Genomic DNA, 19,479 nt, shown 5'->3' on the forward strand with positions numbered 1-19,479 from the left:
CATGACTCGCCGCCTGGTTCCAGCACGGACCGCAGCCCGCTTGGCGCCGGCCGCTCTGGCCGTGCTGCTGGTGCAGGGTTGCGTGTCGATGGCCCCGCCCTACGAGCGCCCCGCCCTGCCCGTGGCCGCCACCTATTCCGCTCCGGCTGAAGCCGGGATGAATGCCGCCCAGATCGGCTGGCGCGACTATTTTTCCGACCCGGTGTTGCAAGGCCTGATCACCGATGCGCTGGCGAACAACCGCGATCTGCGCCTGGCCCTGTTGCGGGTGGAAGAAGCGCGGGCGCTATACGGCATTCAGCGCGCGGACCAGTTCCCTACCCTTGGCGTACAGGCCGAAGGCACCCGTTCCCGCACCCCGGGTGACCTGAACCTGACCGGCAGGCCCGTAGTGGCCAGCCAATACGAGGCAGGTGTCGGCATGGCGACCTGGGAACTGGACTTCTGGGGCCGTGTCCGCAGCCTGAAAGACGCCGCGCTGGAGAACTACCTGGCCTCCGACGCCGCCGCGCGGGCCGCTACGCTGAGTCTGGTCGCGCAGGTTGCAGACAGCTTCCTGTCGCTGCGCGAACTGGACGAGCGTCTGACATTGACCCGCGAAACGATCGCCTCGCGCGGGGAATCGCTGCGCATCTTCCGCCGCCGCTACGAGGTCGGCTCGATCTCGAAGCTGGACCTGACCCAGGTGGAAGCGATGTGGCAGCAAGCGCGCGCGCTGGGCACCGACCTGGAACAGGCCCGCGCCACCCAGGCGCACGCGCTGGAATTGCTGGTGGGCAAACCGCTGGAGCTGCCCTTGCCTCAAGGCGGGCTGGAAGATGCCTCCGTGATGCGCGACCTGCCGGCCGGACTGCCGTCGGACCTGCTGACCCAACGTCCCGACATCGTGGCCGCCGAACATCAGTTGCAGGCGGCCAACGCCAACATCGGCGCGGCGCGCGCGGCATTTTTCCCGCGTATCACGCTGACGGGCGCCTTTGGCACCGCCAGCGCTGAACTGGACGGCCTGTTCGGTGGCAGCAGCCGGGCCTGGAACTTCGCACCCAGCCTGGACCTGCCCATCTTTGACGGCGGGCGCCGCAGCGCCAATCTGGATCTGGCCGAAGCGCGCCGTGACCAAGCAGTGGCCAGTTATGAGCAAAGTATCCAGAGCGCATTCAAGGACGTGTCCGATGCGCTCTCCGCCCGCCGCTGGCTGGCCGAACAGGTGGAGGTGCTGCGCGCCACTGTTGACGCACAAAGCGAACGGGCACGTCTGGCCAAGTTGCGCTATGACCACGGCGCCTCGCCCTACCTTGAGGTACTGGACGCGCAACGCGACCTGCTGGCGGCCCAGCAGACGCTGGTGCAGACGCGCCGCGCCCTGCTGTCCGCCCGCGTCGGCCTGTATGCCGCGCTGGGTGGCGGCACGCAGGCGCCCTCCTCGCCCGCGCCACTAACCGCCCCGGACGCCACGGCGGCGTCCGTTCCGCGCCGTTAAACACAGGATCCCAACCATGAAGCTGCCTCATCGAAAACTGATCCCCATCCTCGCCGTCCTGGCCGTGGCCGCCGTTGGCTACGCCGGCTGGCGCATGTTGTCCGACACGGGCCCAGGGGCGGGTTTCATCAGCGGCAACGGCCGCATCGAGGCGACGGAGATCGACGTCGCCACCAAGCTTGCCGGCCGCGTGCAGGACGTGTTGGTGGCCGAAGGAGACTTCGTCGCCGCAGGCCAACCGCTGGCCCGCATGCAGATCGACACGCTGAACGCCCAGCGCGAAGAAGCCCGGGCCCAGCACCAGCAGGCGATTAACAGCGCCGCTAGCGCCAGCGCGCAGATCGCGCAGCGCGAGAGCGACAAGGTGGCGGCCGAAGCCGTGGTGTTGCAGCGCGAAAGCGAACTGGACGCCGCCCGCCGCCGGCTGGCGCGATCGGAAACGCTGTCCAAGGAAGGCGCCTCGTCGATCCAGGAACTGGACGACGACCGCGCCCGGGTGCGTAGCGCCCAAGCGGCGGTACATGCCTCGCGCGCCCAGGTGAAAGCGGCCCAGGCGGCCATCGACGCCGCGCGTGCCGCCCAGGTGGGCGCGCAGTCCGCGGTGAACGCGGCGCTGGCCACGATCGCCCGCATCGACGCCGACATTACCGACAGCGAACTGCGCGCGCCGCGCGGCGGCCGCGTGCAGTACCGCGTGGCCCAGGCGGGCGAAGTGCTGGGCGCCGGCGGCAAGGTGCTGAACATGGTGGACCTGGCCGACGTCTACATGACCTTTTTCCTGCCCGAGCAGGCGGCCGGCCGGGTGGCACTGGGCCAGGACGTGCACATCATCCTGGACGCTGCGCCGCAGTACGTGATCCCGGCCAAGGTGTCGTTCGTGGCCAGCACGGCCCAATTCACGCCCAAGACCGTGGAAACCGCCACCGAACGCCAGAAACTCATGTTCCGCGTCAAGGCGCAGATCGCCCCGACGCTGCTGCGACAGCATCTGCAGCAAGTCAAGACCGGCCTGCCGGGCGTAGCCTGGCTGAAGCTGGACAGCCAGGCCGCGTGGCCCGCCAATCTTGAAGTCAAGGTGCCGTAATGGCGTCGACCGTGACAGCCGCGTACCTCGCCCCGGTGGTCAAGCTGTCGGGGGTTACGCTGCGCTATGGCGACACGGTGGCGCTGGACGGGATCACGCTGGACATCCCGGCTGGCCGTATGGTGGGCCTGATCGGCCCGGACGGCGTGGGAAAGTCGAGCCTGCTGGCGCTGGTCGCCGGCTCGCGCGCGGTACAGGCCGGCACGGTCGACGTGCTGGGCGGGGACATGGCCCGCAAGCGCCATCGCGACGACGTTTGCCCGCGCATCGCCTACATGCCCCAGGGACTGGGCAAGAACCTGTACCCCACCCTGTCGGTGGAGGAGAACCTGCAGTTCTTCGGCCGCCTGTTCGGCCACGGCGAGGCCGAGCGCCGCCGCCGCATCGACAATCTGACGCGCAGCACCGGCATGGCCTCGTTCCTGTCGCGACCGGCGGGCAAGCTGTCGGGCGGCATGAAACAGAAGCTGGGCCTGTGCTGCGCACTGATCCACGATCCCGACCTGTTGATCCTGGACGAACCCACAACCGGCGTCGATCCGCTGGCGCGCGCGCAGTTCTGGGACCTGATCAACGAGATACGCGGCGAACGCAGCGGCATGAGCGTCATCGTCGCCACCGCCTATATGGACGAGGCCCAGCGCTTTGACTGGCTGATCGCCATGGACGAAGGCCGCGTACTGGCCACCGGCACGCCCGACGCGCTGCGGCAGCGTACGGGCGCCGACACGCTGGAAGCTGCTTTCATTGCGCTCCTGCCGCCGGAAAAGCGGCGTGGCCACAAGCCGGTCGAGATCACCCCGCTGGCGCTGGACGACAACGCCCCTATCGCCATCGAGGCGCGCGACCTGACCATGCGCTTTGGCGATTTCGTCGCGGTCGACCATGTCAATTTCCGCATCCGTCGCGGCGAAATTTTCGGCTTCCTGGGCTCGAACGGCTGCGGCAAGTCCACCACCATGAAGATGCTGACCGGCTTGCTGCCGGCCAGCGAAGGCAAGGCCTGGCTGTTCGGCACCGAAGTCGATTCCAGGAACATCGACACCCGGCGCCGGGTGGGCTATATGTCGCAGGCATTTTCGCTATATGGCGAACTGACCGTGCGGCAGAACCTGGTGCTGCACGCGCGCCTGTTCCACGTGCCTGAAGACAAGATTGCGGCCCGCGTCGACGAAATGGTGGCGCGCTTTGACCTGGCCGACGCGCTGGACGAATTACCCGAGAAACTGCCGATGGGCGTGCGCCAGCGCCTGTCGCTGGCCGTGGCCATGGTGCACAAGCCCGAACTGCTGATCCTGGACGAGCCCACCTCGGGCGTGGACCCGGTGGCTCGCGACAATTTCTGGCGCCTCCTCATCTCGCTGGCGCGGCAGGACCAGGTCACGATATTCATCTCCACCCACTTCATGAACGAGGCGCAGCGCTGCGACCGGATGTCGCTGATGCACGCGGGCAAGGTGCTGGTCAGCGCCTCGCCCGACGAAATCGTGCGCCAGCGTGGGGCGGCCACACTGGAGGAGGCGTTCATCGCCTACTTGATCGACGCTGGCGCGGGCACCCAACCGGGCCAGGCGCCGGCCGAAGCCCCGCCCGCCAACGCGGTCGAACAGGCCGCGGCGCCGGAGCATCGCGGCTTCAACCTTCAGCGCATGTTCAGCTACATGTGGCGCGAATCCCTGGAACTGCGCCGCGACCCGGTGCGTGCAACGCTGGCGCTCGCCGGATCGCTGCTGCTGATGTTCGTGATCGGCTTCGGCATCAGCCTGGATGTGGAGGATTTGCGCTACGCGGTGATGGACCGCGACCAGACCACGCTAAGCCAGAACTACAGCCTGAACCTGGCCGGATCGCGTTACTTTATCGAACAGCCGCCCATCAGGGACTATCAGGACATGGATGCGCGCATGCGCAGCGGCGAACTGTCTCTGGCCATCGAGATTCCTCAGGGCTTCGCGCGCGATGCCGAGCGCGGCCGCAACGCGCAGATTGGCGTCTGGATCGACGGCGCCATGCCGCAACGTGCCGAGACCATCCGCGGCTACGTGCAAGGCATGCACCAGGGCTGGCTGCAGCAGCAGGCCCGCGAGCGGCTGGGCAATACCGCCACGCAGCAGATCAGCATCGAAACACGCTTCCGCTACAACCCCGACGTACGCAGCCTGCCCGCGATGGTGCCTGCCGTGATTCCCCTCTTGCTGCTGATGATGCCAGCCATGCTGACGGCGCTGGCGGTGGTGCGTGAAAAGGAACTGGGCTCGATCATCAACCTCTACGTCACCCCGGTCACGCGGCTGGAATTCCTGCTGGGCAAGCAAGGGCCGTATGTGGCGCTGGCGATGCTGAACTTCCTGCTGATGACGCTGTTGGCGGTTACGGTGTTCGGCGTGCCCATCACGGGCAGCTTTGCCACGCTGCTGGCCGCGGCCCTGATCTACAACGTCGTCGCCACCGCCATCGGCTTGCTGGCATCGACCTTCACGCGCAGCCAGATTGCCGCACTGTTCTTCACCATGATCGGCACACTGGTGCCGGCGGTGCAGTTCGCCGGGCTGCTCAACCCGGTGTCATCGCTGGAAGGCGGCGGCCGGTTGATCGGGCAGGTCTACCCTGCCACCCATATGCTGACCATCAGCCGCGGGGTATTCAGCAAGGCGCTGGACTTCGCCAGCTTGCAAAGTTCGTTTTGGCCGCTGCTGGCAGCGATACCCGTCATCCTAGGCGCGTCGGTGCTCCTTTTGAAAAAGCAGGAGACCTGATCATGTTGCGACATGCGGCCAATATCTTCCGACTGGGCGTCAAAGAACTCTGGAGCCTGGCGCGCGACCCTATGATGCTGGTGCTGATCTTCGTGTCGTTCACGTTGATGATCTACACCGCCGCCACCGCCGTGCCCGAATCACTGCACAACGCGGCCATCGCGGTGGTCGACGAAGACGTCTCGCCCTTGTCCGCGCGCATCGCGTCTGCCTTCTACCCGCCGCATTTCACTCGTCCGGCGATGGTCACGGCGGCCGAGGCCGATGCCGGCATGGACGCCGGGCGCTACACCTTCGCCGTCGACATCCCGCCGAACTTCCAGCGTGACGTGCTGGCCGGAAAGCCCGCACAGATCCAGCTCAACGTGGACGCTACCCGAATGAGCCAAGCGTTCACGGGCAGCAACTACATCCAGCAGATCGTCAGCGACGAGATCAACGAATTCGTGCGGCGCTACCGCAAGCCGACCGAGCTGCCGGTGGACCTGGCGGTGCGCATGCGATTCAACCCGAACCTGACTCAGGCCTGGTTCGGCAGCCTGATGGAAATCATCAACAACGTCACCATGCTGTCCATCATCCTCACCGGCGCAGCCCTGATCCGCGAGCGCGAGCACGGCACCATCGAGCACTTGCTGGTCATGCCCGTCACACCGACCGAGATCATGGTGGCGAAGGTCTGGTCCATGGGGCTGGTGGTTCTGGTTTCCGCCGGCTTATCGCTGACGTTCATCGTCCGTGGCCTGCTGCAAGTGCCCGTCGAGGGATCGGTGGCGCTATTTCTGGTCGGCGTGGCATTGCACCTGTTCGCCACCACCTCCATGGGTATCTTCATGGCCACGTTGGCACGCAGCATGCCGCAGTTCGGCATGCTGCTGGTGTTGGTGCTGCTGCCACTGCAAATGCTGTCCGGCGGCACGACGCCCCGCGAAAGCATGCCCGCCTTCGTGCAGAACATCATGCTGGCTGCCCCCACTACCCATTTCGTGGAACTCGGCCAGGCCATTCTCTTTCGCGGCGCCGGTTTAAGCGTCGTCTGGCAGCCCTTCGCGGCGTTGGCGCTCATTGGCAGCGTCCTGTTCGCCTTCTCGTTGACACGCTTTCGCAAGACCCTCAGCCAGATGGCATGAGGCCTGTGTATTCGTTGCCCCTTACCACTCATTTAAAAGGACGCATCATGAAGACGACAACCGAAAAGGCCACCGCCCCCGCGCTCCAGGGTCTGGCTGGCGCCCATGCCGCCTATTGCCAACGCCTGGCCGAACTTGCCCGGGAAAGCCAGCAGCGCTGGCTGGAACTGGGCCAGCGCCTGGCCAGCGAAAGCACCAGCCAGTACCTGGCCGCGCTGACGCCGCTGAAGGTCGACGGAAACTGGCAGCAGATCGCCCCGGCACTGGGCGAATTGACCCGAAAACAGTGGCAATGCCAACTGGAAGCCACGCAAGCCGTGGCCCATGCCGCGCTGGAAGACCAGGCCGTGCTGGCCGCCGGTGTCAGCGAAGCGGTCAGCGGCTGGCTGCACAACGCCTCGGCCGCCGCCACCGGTGGCCTGGCGACCGTGCCAATCACCGGAATGTGGGCAAGCTTTTCTGACCAGATGGCCTCCACGTGCTCGGCCATGCGCGAGGCCAGCCAGGCCAAGGCAAATCATGGCAGCTAGGCTTCGCCACAAGGCGCTGGCGCTGATCCGGCCAGCGCCACCAGGAGTCCCACCCCATTCTCCATTTGTGTAGCGGCACGTCTCGCTGCGTGAACAAGGGGCTCGCCCTGCCCTCATTCACCGCAGCACATCCGTGCCTAAGTCATCGCGTAGCCCACCCAGGCCGCCACGACCATCAATAACAGGCCCGGCACCACTTGCGCGGCAAACCTTAACCCGCCGCTGACTGCGGCGAAGACCGCCTTGCTCAGCGCATTGGCAGACATGGCCGCCAGCACGGGAACGGCTGCCTGCGCCGGAGAAATCGTCTCTGCGGCCACCAACGTGGCGACTGAAGCCGCCGCGGCGTGGGTATCGATAAGGCCCCCCAGCAACGCCGCGATGGTGACACCTTGCGAACCCAACCACGCGTTCAGCGTGGCAGTACCCAGCAACACCCCCGCCGCCAAGAGCGCCAGTACCAAAGCCGTCCACAGTTTGAACGGCCGCCCCGCTTCGATCGTCGTGCAATCTGTCTGGCGCATCACCTTAAATAGGAACACTACGCCATAGCTCAGTGCCATTGCGCCGCCGCAAGCCAGTGGAATCACCAGCTCTCGCAACACTCCAGGGCTGATGGCGGCCAGCACCGTTGCCATGAGCACCATCGTCGACACGGAGGACAAAACGGCGCCTGCGGCTGCCGGCCCTCTAAGCGCAGGGTCGGCCGTGGCGCGCTCGCCCATTACGCCAATAGTCAATGTGCTCGAAATGAAGCCGGACGCAAACCCTGCCAACGGCAAGCCTATGCGAGGACCAAATACCCGTAACGCGATATGGCCGGCGGCGCTAACCGCCATGACCAGCAATGTGAACTTCCAAATCGTGCGCAGGTTGAGAGCGTCGAACGGGCCAAGATAGGCATCTGGCAACAAAGGCATCACCACAAGCCCGGCCGCGGCCAGGATCAAGGCGTCAACCACCTCTTTCGGGCTGAGCACCGTGCGCACGAATCGATGCAGACCAGTACGCGCCGCTAGCAGAATAGTCACCGCTACCGCCAGCCCCGACGCCAACGCCGGGTCGCGCAAACACAGGCCACCTAGCGCCAGATCCAGCAGCAAGGCGACCTGCGTCGCCGGCCCTTGGCTACTCCCGGTCCCTCGCGCGTGGGCCAACAGCGCACAACCCAATCCGACCGTGGTCAGACCGAGTAAAAGCGCCCCGCCCAAGTGCATCGCTACCGCCCCTAGGAGCGACACAATGGCGAAGGTGCGCACGCCGGCGCCCTTGCCCGATAACCACCGCTGGTTTCGACGTTCGCGCTCTACGCCAATCAACAAGCCGATGCCCAGTGCAATCGCGAATGGGAGAGCCGTCTGCATATTCATGGTGCCGTGATGATATCGAACACGGACTGCGCCGCCTGGGCCGATGCGGCCGCCTTCGGCGCAATCTGCATGGCTGAATTATCTGATATTGGCGCCTCTGGCCCACGCCACGTTGGCCTTCCCCATGCCATGGGATGGGTGGACGCAAATTTCGGCTCTACACGATCAGCGGCAATATGCCGCTCAGCTCGATAGTCGGACTACGCAGTCAATGAGAAAACAGCACGGGCATGGTCATGGCTTTAAGCAATGAACGAGTGGCGCCCCCCATGACCATTTGGCGCATTCGGCTGTGTCCATACGCTCCCATGACAATGAGGTCAGCACCAAAATCCGCGGCAGAACTCAAAATGGCGCTGCCGACATCAATGTCGCGCGTGCCGCGGGTTTCATGCTCCGGCTCAGGGAACCCGTGGCAGGTGCAATAAGCAGCCAGATCTTCGAATGACGTTTCGATCTCGCCTTTAGAACCGGCAAGTTCATCCATCGTCAAGACGCGCAGGCTGTTTGCATTACGCAGTAGTGGCGCCGCATCGGCAATCGCCCGCGCCGCTTCCCGACCGCGATTCCAACAGTACAGCACTCGCGTTCCAAGGGTTTGAAACGCCCCCGCAGTCGGCAGTACGATGACCGGCCGCCCCACGGAAAGCAAGGTCTGTTCCACGAAATCGTTACCCGTCGCTGCCTTTAGGTCATAGGCGTTCTCTTGGCCGATGACGAGCGCATCCGAATAGCGCGCATGTCTAGACACGCATTCCGCCGGTGAACCCTCACCTTCCCGCCATGATTCCGTCACGCCTGCACGTCGCGCCGCCTCACTAAAGGCGAGCTGCAGTGCGGTCCGTTTTTTCGTAGTGATCTCCATCGCCCCCGCCGAAGTTCGGGCCCATAGACCCGCTTCGTCGAAGAAATATCCCGGCGAGACGTAACTGGCAAATATGCCCGTCAGATGCGCATCGTGCGCCTTCGCGATGCGCAAGCAGAATTCAATTCGGCGCTGGCAATCGACACCGTGGTCCAAATGAACGGCAATACGGCGAAACATGGCGACCTCCACGGAGGAACGAGACGTTAAACAAAAGCAGGCCACGCTAGACGGCGGGCCCGGCGCCGCAGGCTTGCTGGCGAAGCGGCCTGAGGAAGACCTGAACGGCACCCGGGAACGGGTCGAACGTAGACGGACGGTATGGGCTCAAGCGCGACATCGTCCTCTCCTTTGCTGGAACGGTAGAGCGTCGCCTGCCTTTAGCCATATCCTGCTCTGTCGCGTTCACTACATGTTGACCTTTGTCAATTCCAAATTGGGGACGAACGTCAATCCGATCGCAGTTCGGCCTTGTTTCAATGAAGTTGATCGGCGTCAATTGGATCAGCCCCCGCAGTGCCATGATGGAATTCAGACCGGTAACGGCCTTCTGACGAAGGCTATCTAACCTCCTGGAGGCATCGTGAAAAACGTCCTAATTCCCGTAGACGGATCTGCTAACGCGCTACGCGCCGTGCACTACATGATTGACCATATCCGAGAATATGGCCCTTGCACCCTTCATCTGCTTAACGTGCAATTGCCCATCGTGTCGGGGACCGTACTGGCGTTCATCTCCCAGGAGATGATTCAGGAGTACTACGACGACGAGGCCAAGACGGCACTCGAGGACGCAAAGGCGGCGTTGGACAGGGCTGGGGTCATGTATCAAGAGGCGCTTCGCGTTGGCCACATCGCCGAATCGATCAAGGCATACGCTACCGAGCATCAATGTGACCACATCATCATGGGTTCGCGTGGCCTAGGAGCAGCGGGAAGCTTGCTGCTGGGATCGGTCGCATTGAAAGTACTGCACACAGTCCATATCCCGGTCGTCCTGATAAATTAGGCCAAGACGCCATGCCTCAGCGAAATAACCACCGCCGCGACACGCGGAGGTGGTTGATTGGGAGCGCAGTGGTCACGGCATTCATGGCCTGCGCCATGCCTGCCTTGGCGCAGGTGCTGCCGGATGATGTCGCCCGCGCCTTCCGCCAGGCGGTGTCGCCAGTGCTAGTTCTACCCGATGACGAGCAAGCACGCTACGGAGACTTGGCCCTGCAAGCACTGCAAACGGCTGGCATTGTCTTGTTGGCCCCCCAATACGTCCTTGTGGTGGATCGTAATGTGAGGGTGCAAGCGGCAATGCTCTATTGGACACCCCCTGGAGCCCCGCCACTTTACGTAGGCGCCGCTCCGGTATCGACGGGCAAGGTCGGTCAGTTCGACCATTTCGAAACCCCGACGGGCGTATTCGCGCATACCTTGCGCAACCCCGATTTCCGTGCCGAAGGGACGAAAAACGCAAATGGCATCCTCGGGTACGGCGCCAAGGGCATGCGGGTGTACGACTTTGGCTGGCAACAGGCCCGCCAGGGCTGGACGAAGGCCGGCGTGAGTACGATGCGGTTGCAAATGCATGCCACGGATCCTTATCTGCTAGAGCCAAAACTTGGCACACCACAGTCCAAAGGGTGCATACGAATTCCCGCAACGCTCAACCAGTTGATCGACCGGTTGGGCCTGCTAGATGCCGACTATGAACTGGCAGCCGACCTCGTGTCGCCGCCTTGGATACTGCGGCGCGACCGGACACCCGCCTATGGCGCGGGACGTTACCTTGTCGTTGTGGAAACCGTGCGTGATAAGCGCCCGGCCTGGTCGCCAGCCCCCGAAGCCATCAAGGGGAAGCCATGAATTCGACATCATCGAGCGCTCAACACCGCAGTCTCTTCCTGTTCGACTGCGTGACAGAGCCAACCAAGCTCGTCTTTGATTCGCAGGCGCAAGGCATCGGCGGCGTCCGGTTCACCATGCACGATGAACGTCTCTTTAGGCGCCTTGGAGAACCCTCGTAGCCAGCGGAGGATTTCATCGGCATCTGCATGTGCGGAAAGCATGGACAAGTTGTCCACCTCGGCTCGCACAGGCACATATTCCCCGTGGATCTTGATCGTGCGGGCGCCGTCAAGCATCGCCGCGCCACGCGTTCCCATGGCTTGAAAGCCAGCGAACAGCACTGCGTTGCGGGGATCGCTTGCATAGTGCTTCAAATGGTGCAGGACACGGCCGCCCGTTGCCATGCCGCTGGCGGAAACGATGACCTTAGGCATGGGGGAAGCATCGAGTGCCTTGGACTGCTCCACGTCGCTGACACAGACGGCAACGCCGTACGCAGCGCGGGCTTCCGACGAGGAGAGCCGTTGGTCAACCTCGTGGCGCAGATAGATATCCACTGCACTGCTGGCCATCGGGCTGTCTAGATATATGGGGAGGTCCCGGGGAATTCTTCCCGTCTGCTTGAGGCGCCACAAATGAAACAGCAACAACTGCGCTCGTCCGACGGCGAACGATGGGATCACGATGGTACCGCCCCGCCTGACGGTCCGCATGATGATTGCGGCCAAGGTATCGAGCACATCTTCCGTGCCATGCAGACGATTGCCATAGGTGGATTCGACCACCAGATAATCCGCTTCCGCGACCGCCTCGGGCGGTGGCATCAGCGGATCATTGTAGCGACCGAGGTCGCCCGAGAACACTAGTTTGCCTCCGGCATAAGTCAGCTCAATGATGGCGGCGCCCAAGATATGGCCCGCCCGCGCCAGTTGAAACCGCAGCCCGGCCGGCAGCTCCGTCGCCGTATCGAAGGCGATGGGGCGCAATGCAGCGATCGCCCGCTGGGCATCGGCGACGGTATAGAGCGGCAACGCTGGTTGATGCTTGGAAATGCCGTGCCGATTCAAGTAGTCGGCATCCGCTTCCTGCAAATGTGCGCTATCCAACAACAACAGTCGGCATAAGTCCAATGTGGCTTCGGAACAGTAGATAGGCCCGCGAAAACCTTCCCGAACCAGCTTGGGCAAATAACCCGAATGATCCAGGTGAGCGTGCGACAGCACGACTGCTTCGATCCTGGCAGGCGAGACGGGAAATGGTGCCCAGTTTCGCAGCCGCAAGGGCTTGACGCCTTGAAACAGACCGCAATCCAGCAATATCAGACGGCCATCCGCATCCAGCAGGTGACGCGAGCCGGTGACCGTGCTGGCCGCCCCCAGAAAATGCAACTGCACGTTCTTCGACATCGTTCCTCCCTGCGTTCGAATTCCCTGCAGCTTCGCACGCCCGTCTCGCTCACGATACCGGCCAAGGACCCATGCTTGACCAAAGTCAAGTCGTGCGGTGCATGAAGGATCACTATAGGGATAACGATTCCACAGGACAGTGGTACGCCTCGGCGCACCGGAGAATAGCCATGCTTGCTCACGAACTAATGACTGCGGCCCCCTTCTGCGTTACGGCCAGAACGCCTGTCTCCCATATCATGCATGCGATGCTAGACCGCGATATCAGCGCCGTGATGGTGACCGGCGACGATGGTGGGCTGATTGGCGTGGTCACAGAGGGGGATCTCATTCGACGCCAGGACAGCGTGCACCAGAAAAAACTGGACCATTGGCTGGCGTTGCTTGCCGAGGGAGAAGCGCTGAATCTGGAATTTCTGCACAGCTTGCAACTTAGCGAGCAGACCGCATCCGCGGTGATGAGTAGTCCCGCGATCACTATAGAAGAAACCGAAGATCTGGCAGCGATCGCCGACGTATTGCTAAAACGCGGAATAAAACGCGTTCCCGTCACTCGCGCGGGAAAGTTGGTTGGCGTCGTGAGCCGGCGCGACATTCTGCGGGCGCTGCTGGCCCAAGAAACGTGACACTGCCATCGCGGCAGGGAGACACACCATGGCACGCATCGGCATTTTCTTCTATTCCCGTACGGGAACCGGACGAACCGTCGCTGAACGTCTCGCTTCCGTTAGCGGATGGCCCCGCTACGAAATCCGGGATGACGCGCCGCGTTTCGGCTTGTCAGGAGATTTGCGCTGCGTCGTCGACAGCCTGCTCAAGCGCAACCCTGCATTTCGCTACGACGGCCCTTCCCTGGACCAGTTCGACCACGTGGTCCTGATCGCGCCGGTATGGCTACGCACCCTGGCCGCGCCCATGCGATCGTTCTTGAAAGCGCAGGGTCGATTTATCAGCGCATATTCGGTGATCTGCGTGATGTCGGGTTATGGTGGGTTCCGCGCCGTCGACGATATGGCGACCATCACAGGCTCGAAGCCACGCTCCATTTTGCTCTTGAAGCAATACGACGTGCTTGCCGAGGAATGTGATGCGTCCCTCTGCCGTTTCAGGGAGCAGACGCTGGCCGCCGATCGCCCTGGCGGAGGGAACGCCCCGCTGCTTCCCTCCATCGACTAACGCTCCCTCCCCGCCCGTCTTCACTTCTGCTGAAGCACTAGTGCTTTTGGCGCGGTGACCCCGTACCTATGGCTTCACCCGGCAATCTGTGCTGCAATGATTTGTCGCCTTTCCAGGCCCGCTCCGACACATCGCGCCTCTTGCAATGACGGATTCACCCAGCGCGCCACCGCTGCTTGATATTATCCACTCCGCGACCGAGCCGATCATCACAATCGACGAGCATCAACGCATTGTGATGTTCAACCCGGCGGCAGAGGGCGTGTTTCTGCGCCGGGCCGATCAGGCTATTGGCGCAAGCCTGGATATCTTGATTCCCGTGCGCTTCCGCTCGGTCCACGCACAACACGTCAGCCGTTTCAAAGATACCGGCATGTCGGACCGAAAAATGGGGTTGGGTGCGCCACTTTGGGGGCTGCGGTCCAACGGCGAAGAGTTTCCGATGGAAGCTTCTATCTCGCAGATTCGCACCGAAACAGGTGTATTCCTGTCGATATTCCTGCGGGACATCACTGAGCGACAGCGCATCGACCAAGCGCTGCGCGCATCGCGGGACGAACTGACCCGGCTGTCCAACGCCTTGCTGCACGTGCGCGAACAGGAAAAAAAGCACATTGCTCGCGAGCTGCACGATGATCTCGGCCAGAGTCTGACCGCGTTGACCATGGAGCTTTCCCAGCTGGAATCCAACCTGCGCCCGGATGACGCCAGCGCTCGGAATCGGGTCCGCGCAATGCGACGGGTGATCAAGAGTACCTTTGCGTCGCTGCGACGTATTGCCTCTGACTTGCGGCCCGTCATGCTTGACGATCTGGGTTTGGCCGCCGCCGTCGAATGGCTCGTGGCGAATTTTGTATCGCGATATGGCATCGACACCAATGCGAAAATACACGTCGGCCCGACCGAGCCTTCCAAACGGGTGGCCACTACCCTGTTTCGTGTGGTGCAAGAGGCGCTGACCAACATCGCCAAGCATGCCCAGGCGACCCAAGTGCAGGTACATCTGGCCTGTGACGACACGCAATGCACGCTGACCGTGCAGGACAACGGCGTGGGCGCCACGCCCGAAAGTCTGACCAAGAAGCTGCCCATGTCGCTGGGACTGCAAGGCATACGTGAGCGGGTTCGGCTGCTGAATGGTGAAGTGACGATCAATACGCGCAAGAAGGGCGGCTTCCGCCTGGATGCCCAAATGCCGGCTCGGCATCCGGAATCACCATGGGAGGCATCTTGATCACAGTCATGCTGGCAGACGACCACACATTGCTGCGGGAAGGACTTCGCCGACTGCTCGAGCAAGCCGGTGACATCTCCGTTCAGGGAGAGGCCGGGAATGGGGCCGAGGCGCTCAAACTGCTGGGCCAGCGGGAATGGGACCTGCTCGTGCTAGATATGTCCATGCCAGGCCGCGACGGCGTGGATCTTATCCGTCAAATTAAAAATGGCTACCCGGAAATACCGATTCTGGTGCTGACGATGCACGGCGAGCAGCAATACGCGATTCAAGCAATCAAGGCCGGCGCGTCGGGGTTTCTAACCAAAGACAGTGCCGCTGAGGAGTTGGTTCAGGCCGTCCGAAAGGTGTCCGGAGGAGGCCGCTATCTGAGCCCATCGCTGGCTGAAAGCATCGCTTTTGATAGACAGAAAAAAAACGATGCGCTCCCCCACTTGCTGCTGTCAGATCGAGAGCTCTCGGTATTCCGGCATCTTGCGTCGGGCCTGGACAATTCGGATATCGCTCGACGCTTGTTTCTGAGCGTCAAAACCGTCAGCACCTACAAGAGCCGGATTCTGGTGAAAATGGACCTGCGCAATCAGACCGATCTGGTGCGTTATGCGATCCGGCATCGCCTGATCGCCGATGAGGATCTTCCGAATCTCTAAGCGGGCATCGTAGGAATATTCCTACATTCGTAAGGCTCCGCTGCCAAGAACTGGCGACGTGCGCTGATAGTTTGATCCTTGCGTGCATCTCATACTGCTGTCAAGCCTGCCGGTTTACGCAGCGCTCCTTACCTCGGAAGAGGACTTTCCGATCGCCCAGCCTAGCGAGATGCAGCCATGGACAATACCCTTGCCGGTTCCAGCAGCACAGCATGGCGGATGGCCATGCCCTCGAATTGCGAGCATTGTGTAACGGCGCGCTTGTGCCATCCGGCGCTCGAAGGACCTCTCGGTTGCGCACCCCTTCATGGCCAGAAGTTGGTTCACCGCGGAGAGCTCATCTATCGGGCTGGCGATCCATTACTGAATCTTTACCAGCTGCGTTCCGGTTCAGCAAAGGTACGAGTCACCAGTCTGTCGGGGCTGGAGCAGATAACGGCGTTTCCCATCGCTGGATCCTTGCTGGGTCTCGACGGAATCGAAACGGGTATATACACCTGCGACGCCATCGCCTTAGAAGACTCGCTGGTCTGCATTCTTCCCTACGTGGAACTGATGCATAACTGCCGCGCTGACTTTGGCGCGGCGCAGGAATTCAACAAATTGCTCGTCAGCAACACGAACCAACATTGCCGCCTCTTGCTGACCCTGGGCTGCATGACGACCGAAGAGCGGATCGCGGGGTTTCTGATCGGAATTTCGGAGCAAATGGCAGCAAATGGCTATTCGCCACTCGAGTTCACGTTGAAGATGACACGCGAGGATATCGCCAACCATTTGGGCATGAGGGTCGAAACGGTCTGCCGCGTGTTTTCGCGTCTACAGGTGGCGTCAATGCTCAAGATGAGCAGAAGACGACTGAAGATACGCAACGTAGCCGCCTTGCGGCAGATGAGCTGCGGATAAGCCGTGTCGTTCCAGCCGGCACGCTCCAGCCGTCCATTCAGACCACGACAACAATTCCCGTGAATTCACAGGCTTGCGCGCCCTGGGTTCCTTTGCCGCGCCCTTCGCGCCTGTTTGTCGGCATACATCAGCCGATCAGCTTCCTTGAGTGCGGCCTGCACCGAAGTGACGGCCGGATCGACGCTGACAATGCCAAAGCTCGCGCCTCGATACTCAAAACTACACTCGCCTAAGGTGAAGGCGCCGATCAACGGCATCGCCAGCCGGTGGCGCATCTCATCGACGGCCTCTTCCAGGGCCTCGGGTCTAGGGGCAGCCACCAGGCCGATCACGACGAATTCGTCGCCACCCCACCGGCCCAGCATGTCGCTCGCTCGCAGTGCAGCCGACATACGCCGGCCGACTTCGATCAAGAAGCTGTCGCCGACCTCATGCCCGTAGGTATCGTTGATCGGCTTGAACCCATCCAGATCAATAAACGCCACAAGCACCCATTGCCGGGTGCGCTTTGCCAACGCGAACAACCGGTCCAATTCCGTCAACACTGCGCGTCGATTGGGCAGACCGGTCAGCGCGTCATAGTTGGCCGCGTACCGTTCATCTTGGCGCCGCATCACCATCTGTGCGGCCGCGTGGCCGGATAGCAGGATCAGGACCAGGCCGAACGCCGCGAACACCCCTGCCACCCAAAGGTGCTGCTTGCGCATGGGCGTCAAATGCTCCAGTGACGCCAGCGTCAGCAATTGATATTGCGTGCCAGCCAGCGGCTGCCGCCGCAGCAGATAAGGCTTGCCATCGATCAGCCATTGGTCGGCCTGGCTGGCGTCGGCTACCGCATTGACGTCCATGGGCTGGCCCGGCTCTTCTTCGCCGTCCGGCGGCAGCACCGTGCCTGGCGGCAGAAGCGCCGCGACGTTGCGCAGCATGAACGGCGCGGACGAAGTGGTGATTACGCGCCCTTGGCGATTCACGATCAATGCAATGTGGCGGCCCGTCAGGTAGAGCGCCACATCCGGCGCGTCGAACTTCACCGTGACGGAGCCCAGCGGCGCGTCGTTCGAGTCCTCGATGCGACTGGCTACGAAATAGGAGGGAGTCTTGTTCAGGCGTGCGATACCGAACGAATGGCCATTACCGGTGCGCAACGCCTCGATAAGGTACGGCCGCCCCGAGTAAATCATCCCCACGATGCTGTCCGGCTCGGCCCAATTGCTGGCCGTCACGGTGTCGTCGGACATGTTGTTCATGTAAATGCGGGCGTAGCGCAGGTCGGCAGCCAGCGCATTCATGACATCGCCGACCCTGCGCACCAAGGGGTCGCGCGCAAACTGCACCGCCCGCTCCTGCCGCGTGAGTTCGGCGAGGCCTGGAGGGTCGATGCGATAGCGGGTGGCAAGTTCGATCACCAGACGCTGGCGCGCCAACATATTGGCCACGCTAGCCATCTCGGTGAACAGGCGATCCATGACGCGCGCGGTAGTTTTCGTTTCGTATTCGGCGCTGGCAGCCAATCCATCCAGCTGTGCCGTCACGATCCGCTGGGATGTCCACCAGCCCATGCCAGCGACCAGCATCAACCAGCCCGCGGCCAAGCCGAATATCACTTGGCGCGCGATTGGCCGCATCTGCCTTTCATGCAGACTATGCTGCTGCAACACGTCGCCTCCCCACAATAATCGATCGTTCAAACCGATATTATCCAGCGTTCGTGGCTTTTTTTTCTCCTGGCGGCAGTATAGATCCAGATTATGCGCGAGTTTATCCCCGAATATTCTTTAATAATCCATGACGGTGAAATGCTTGCGATACTCGGCGACACACTGCGATCGTCCAGGCAAGCATTATGTCGGGCAGCGATGGACTGCGACCGCCCTTCCCTCGCGCTTTGATGGCGCAGGCGCCCGCCGGCAGGCGGGCGCGCCCATCAACGCGCCGCCAGCCGCTTGACGAAGGCAGCACCAGCCTCGCGCGTGCCCAGATTGCCGCCCACATCGCGCGTGCACTCATGCGCCGCGATGCTGTCGGCGATGGTTGCCTCGATGGCGCCGGCGGCTTCGTGAAAGCGCGCGTCGCCATGCTTGTTGCCGTGCCAGTTCAGCAGCATCGCGCCCGACAGGATCAGCGAGATCGGATTGGCGACGTTCTTGCCCGCGATGTCGGGCGCCGAACCGTGCGCGGCCTGCCCCATGGCGTAGTCGCGCCCGGCGTTGAGCGAGCCCCCCAGGCCCAGGCTGCCGGAAAGTTCGGCAGTCAGGTCCGAGAGTATGTCGCCGAACATATTGGTCGTCACGATCACGTCATAGCGCTGCGGCGCACGGACCACATGCGCCATCATGGCGTCCACGATGACATCGTCGACTGCCACGTCCGGGAATTCGCGCGCGACTTGATGGCAGGTATCGATGAACATGCCGTCGCCCAGTTTCAGCACGTTGGCCTTGTGGACGATGGTGACGTGCTTGTTGCGCGTCATGGCCAGCTCGAAGGCCGAACGCGCAATGCGTTCGCAGCACTGGCGGGTAATGCGGCGCAGCGACACGACCACGTCGGGCGTGATCAGCATTTCGCTGCCGCCCGATTCGATGTTGCGGTCGGCGTAAAAACCTTCCGTGTTCTCGCGCACCACGACCAGGTCGAATTCACCCAGGCGCGCGTTCATGCCCGGGTACGTGCGAGCAGGCCGGATATTGGCGTGCAGGTCCAGGCTTTTGCGAAAGAACATCGACGGGTTGATTTCGCCGCGCGAGGCATCCTTGAATTCGAAGGTGGCCATCGGACCGAGCATCAGGCCGTCGGCCGCCTTCACTTTTTCCAGCAGCGCCGGTGTTACCGTCGCGCCATGCTTTTTCAGGCTGTCGTGGCCGGCCACGTCGAATTCCAACTCCAGGCCCAGGCCGAAGCGCTGGGAGGCGGTTTGCATCACATCCACGGCCACGGCCATGGTTTCGGGACCGATGCCATCACCGGGCAGAACGACGATTTTCATGATGAAGTTTTCCGTGAAAAAGTAGGAGTTAAGTTCGGGCGGCGAGCACGTCGCGTCGGGTCCAAGA

At 62.4% G+C, this 19,479-nt stretch carries 17 protein-coding genes; 12 read left to right on the forward strand and 5 right to left on the reverse strand.

Annotated elements, in window-relative coordinates:
* The first annotated feature begins 1 nt into the window (after nucleotide 1).
* From ACE039_RS19015 to ACE039_RS19035, 5 genes are read left to right on the forward strand one after another with little or no spacing between them, the layout of a single operon-like run.
* Entirely contained in the window at nucleotides 2-1,480 is a 1,479-nt protein-coding gene (locus tag ACE039_RS19015) for an efflux transporter outer membrane subunit (RefSeq protein WP_485823056.1), read from the forward strand.
* Nucleotides 1,481-1,496: 16 nt separating this feature from the next.
* Complete coding sequence (locus ACE039_RS19020) at nucleotides 1,497-2,564, forward strand: HlyD family secretion protein (RefSeq protein ID WP_485823057.1); 1,068 nt, start codon at nucleotides 1,497-1,499, stop codon at nucleotides 2,562-2,564.
* Entirely contained in the window at nucleotides 2,564-5,320 is a 2,757-nt protein-coding gene (gene rbbA, locus ACE039_RS19025) for a ribosome-associated ATPase/putative transporter RbbA (RefSeq protein WP_485823058.1), read from the forward strand. Before ACE039_RS19020 ends, rbbA begins: the two co-directional genes overlap by 1 nt.
* A 2-nt stretch (nucleotides 5,321-5,322) precedes the next feature.
* Nucleotides 5,323-6,450: an ABC transporter permease gene (locus tag ACE039_RS19030; protein WP_485823059.1), complete on the forward strand. Its 1,128-nt coding sequence runs from the start codon at nucleotides 5,323-5,325 to the stop codon at nucleotides 6,448-6,450.
* 47 nt (nucleotides 6,451-6,497) lie between these two features.
* Entirely contained in the window at nucleotides 6,498-6,980 is a 483-nt protein-coding gene (locus tag ACE039_RS19035) for a hypothetical protein (RefSeq protein ID WP_485823060.1), read from the forward strand.
* A gap of 137 nt (nucleotides 6,981-7,117) precedes the next feature.
* Here ACE039_RS19035 and ACE039_RS19040 read toward each other — a convergent pair whose 3' ends face one another.
* Together ACE039_RS19040 and ACE039_RS19045 are read right to left on the reverse strand one after the other, a co-directional pair.
* Nucleotides 7,118-8,350 carry an MgtC/SapB family protein gene (locus tag ACE039_RS19040; protein ID WP_448712303.1) on the reverse strand — a complete coding sequence of 411 codons (1,233 nt, stop codon included), beginning with the start codon at nucleotides 8,348-8,350 and terminating at the stop codon, nucleotides 7,118-7,120.
* A gap of 208 nt (nucleotides 8,351-8,558) precedes the next feature.
* The gene (locus ACE039_RS19045) at nucleotides 8,559-9,395 is read right to left on the reverse strand and encodes a universal stress protein (protein ID WP_485823061.1); all 837 of its coding nucleotides are present in this window, start codon (nucleotides 9,393-9,395) and stop codon (nucleotides 8,559-8,561) included.
* A 403-nt stretch (nucleotides 9,396-9,798) separates the two neighbouring features.
* On the opposite strand from ACE039_RS19045, the gene ACE039_RS19050 reads away from it, so the two are divergent.
* On the forward strand, nucleotides 9,799-10,224 hold the full coding sequence (locus tag ACE039_RS19050) for a universal stress protein (RefSeq protein ID WP_448712305.1): 426 nt from the start codon (nucleotides 9,799-9,801) through the stop codon (nucleotides 10,222-10,224).
* Between the two features lie 95 nt (nucleotides 10,225-10,319).
* Nucleotides 10,320-11,072 carry a L,D-transpeptidase gene (locus ACE039_RS19055; RefSeq protein ID WP_485823062.1) on the forward strand — a complete coding sequence of 251 codons (753 nt, stop codon included), beginning with the start codon at nucleotides 10,320-10,322 and terminating at the stop codon, nucleotides 11,070-11,072.
* An 8-nt stretch (nucleotides 11,073-11,080) separates the two neighbouring features.
* On the opposite strand, the gene ACE039_RS19060 is transcribed toward ACE039_RS19055, so the two are convergent.
* Nucleotides 11,081-12,460 carry an MBL fold metallo-hydrolase RNA specificity domain-containing protein gene (locus tag ACE039_RS19060; protein WP_485823063.1) on the reverse strand — a complete coding sequence of 460 codons (1,380 nt, stop codon included), beginning with the start codon at nucleotides 12,458-12,460 and terminating at the stop codon, nucleotides 11,081-11,083.
* Between the two features lie 170 nt (nucleotides 12,461-12,630).
* Between ACE039_RS19060 and ACE039_RS19065 the strand changes: the two genes are divergently transcribed.
* The 5 genes from ACE039_RS19065 (at nucleotide 12,631) to ACE039_RS19085 (ending at nucleotide 16,426) form a co-directional block, all read left to right on the forward strand.
* Complete coding sequence (locus ACE039_RS19065; protein WP_448712307.1) at nucleotides 12,631-13,086, forward strand: CBS domain-containing protein; 456 nt, start codon at nucleotides 12,631-12,633, stop codon at nucleotides 13,084-13,086.
* A gap of 28 nt (nucleotides 13,087-13,114) precedes the next feature.
* Entirely contained in the window at nucleotides 13,115-13,636 is a 522-nt protein-coding gene (locus ACE039_RS19070) for a flavodoxin family protein (RefSeq protein WP_448712308.1), read from the forward strand.
* 145 nt (nucleotides 13,637-13,781) lie between these two features.
* On the forward strand, nucleotides 13,782-14,870 hold the full coding sequence (locus tag ACE039_RS19075; RefSeq protein ID WP_485823064.1) for a PAS domain-containing sensor histidine kinase: 1,089 nt from the start codon (nucleotides 13,782-13,784) through the stop codon (nucleotides 14,868-14,870).
* Nucleotides 14,867-15,520 carry a response regulator gene (locus ACE039_RS19080; RefSeq protein ID WP_448712312.1) on the forward strand — a complete coding sequence of 218 codons (654 nt, stop codon included), beginning with the start codon at nucleotides 14,867-14,869 and terminating at the stop codon, nucleotides 15,518-15,520. The genes ACE039_RS19075 and ACE039_RS19080 overlap by 4 nt, the downstream gene beginning before the upstream one ends.
* 177 nt (nucleotides 15,521-15,697) lie before the next feature.
* Nucleotides 15,698-16,426: a helix-turn-helix domain-containing protein gene (locus ACE039_RS19085; RefSeq protein ID WP_485823065.1), complete on the forward strand. Its 729-nt coding sequence runs from the start codon at nucleotides 15,698-15,700 to the stop codon at nucleotides 16,424-16,426.
* 65 nt (nucleotides 16,427-16,491) lie between these two features.
* Here ACE039_RS19085 and ACE039_RS19090 read toward each other — a convergent pair whose 3' ends face one another.
* Nucleotides 16,492-18,051: a sensor domain-containing diguanylate cyclase gene (locus ACE039_RS19090; RefSeq protein ID WP_485823172.1), complete on the reverse strand. Its 1,560-nt coding sequence runs from the start codon at nucleotides 18,049-18,051 to the stop codon at nucleotides 16,492-16,494.
* Nucleotides 18,052-18,350: 299 nt separating this feature from the next.
* Complete coding sequence (locus ACE039_RS19095) at nucleotides 18,351-19,412, reverse strand: isocitrate/isopropylmalate dehydrogenase family protein (protein ID WP_448712314.1); 1,062 nt, start codon at nucleotides 19,410-19,412, stop codon at nucleotides 18,351-18,353.
* Nucleotides 19,413-19,479 lie beyond the last annotated feature (67 nt).

The organism is Achromobacter maghribensis (genome assembly GCF_057334215.1).

What these genes read in the sequence shown, in the direction of transcription:
- ACE039_RS19015 (WP_485823056.1), top strand. Translation starts at nt 2, where the DNA reads ATGACTCGCCGCCTGGTTCCAGCACGGACCGCAGCCCGCTTGGCGCCG.
- ACE039_RS19020 (WP_485823057.1), top strand. Translation starts at nt 1,497, where the DNA reads ATGAAGCTGCCTCATCGAAAACTGATCCCCATCCTCGCCGTCCTGGCC.
- rbbA (WP_485823058.1), top strand. Translation starts at nt 2,564, where the DNA reads ATGGCGTCGACCGTGACAGCCGCGTACCTCGCCCCGGTGGTCAAGCTG.
- ACE039_RS19030 (WP_485823059.1), top strand. Translation starts at nt 5,323, where the DNA reads ATGTTGCGACATGCGGCCAATATCTTCCGACTGGGCGTCAAAGAACTC.
- ACE039_RS19035 (WP_485823060.1), top strand. Translation starts at nt 6,498, where the DNA reads ATGAAGACGACAACCGAAAAGGCCACCGCCCCCGCGCTCCAGGGTCTG.
- ACE039_RS19040 (WP_448712303.1), bottom strand. Translation starts at nt 8,350, where the DNA reads ATGAATATGCAGACGGCTCTCCCATTCGCGATTGCACTGGGCATCGGC.
- ACE039_RS19045 (WP_485823061.1), bottom strand. Translation starts at nt 9,395, where the DNA reads ATGTTTCGCCGTATTGCCGTTCATTTGGACCACGGTGTCGATTGCCAG.
- ACE039_RS19055 (WP_485823062.1), top strand. Translation starts at nt 10,320, where the DNA reads ATGCCTGCCTTGGCGCAGGTGCTGCCGGATGATGTCGCCCGCGCCTTC.
- ACE039_RS19060 (WP_485823063.1), bottom strand. Translation starts at nt 12,460, where the DNA reads ATGTCGAAGAACGTGCAGTTGCATTTTCTGGGGGCGGCCAGCACGGTC.
- ACE039_RS19065 (WP_448712307.1), top strand. Translation starts at nt 12,631, where the DNA reads ATGCTTGCTCACGAACTAATGACTGCGGCCCCCTTCTGCGTTACGGCC.
- ACE039_RS19070 (WP_448712308.1), top strand. Translation starts at nt 13,115, where the DNA reads ATGGCACGCATCGGCATTTTCTTCTATTCCCGTACGGGAACCGGACGA.
- ACE039_RS19075 (WP_485823064.1), top strand. Translation starts at nt 13,782, where the DNA reads ATGACGGATTCACCCAGCGCGCCACCGCTGCTTGATATTATCCACTCC.
- ACE039_RS19085 (WP_485823065.1), top strand. Translation starts at nt 15,698, where the DNA reads ATGGACAATACCCTTGCCGGTTCCAGCAGCACAGCATGGCGGATGGCC.
- ACE039_RS19090 (WP_485823172.1), bottom strand. Translation starts at nt 18,051, where the DNA reads ATGCGGCCAATCGCGCGCCAAGTGATATTCGGCTTGGCCGCGGGCTGG.
- ACE039_RS19095 (WP_448712314.1), bottom strand. Translation starts at nt 19,412, where the DNA reads ATGAAAATCGTCGTTCTGCCCGGTGATGGCATCGGTCCCGAAACCATG.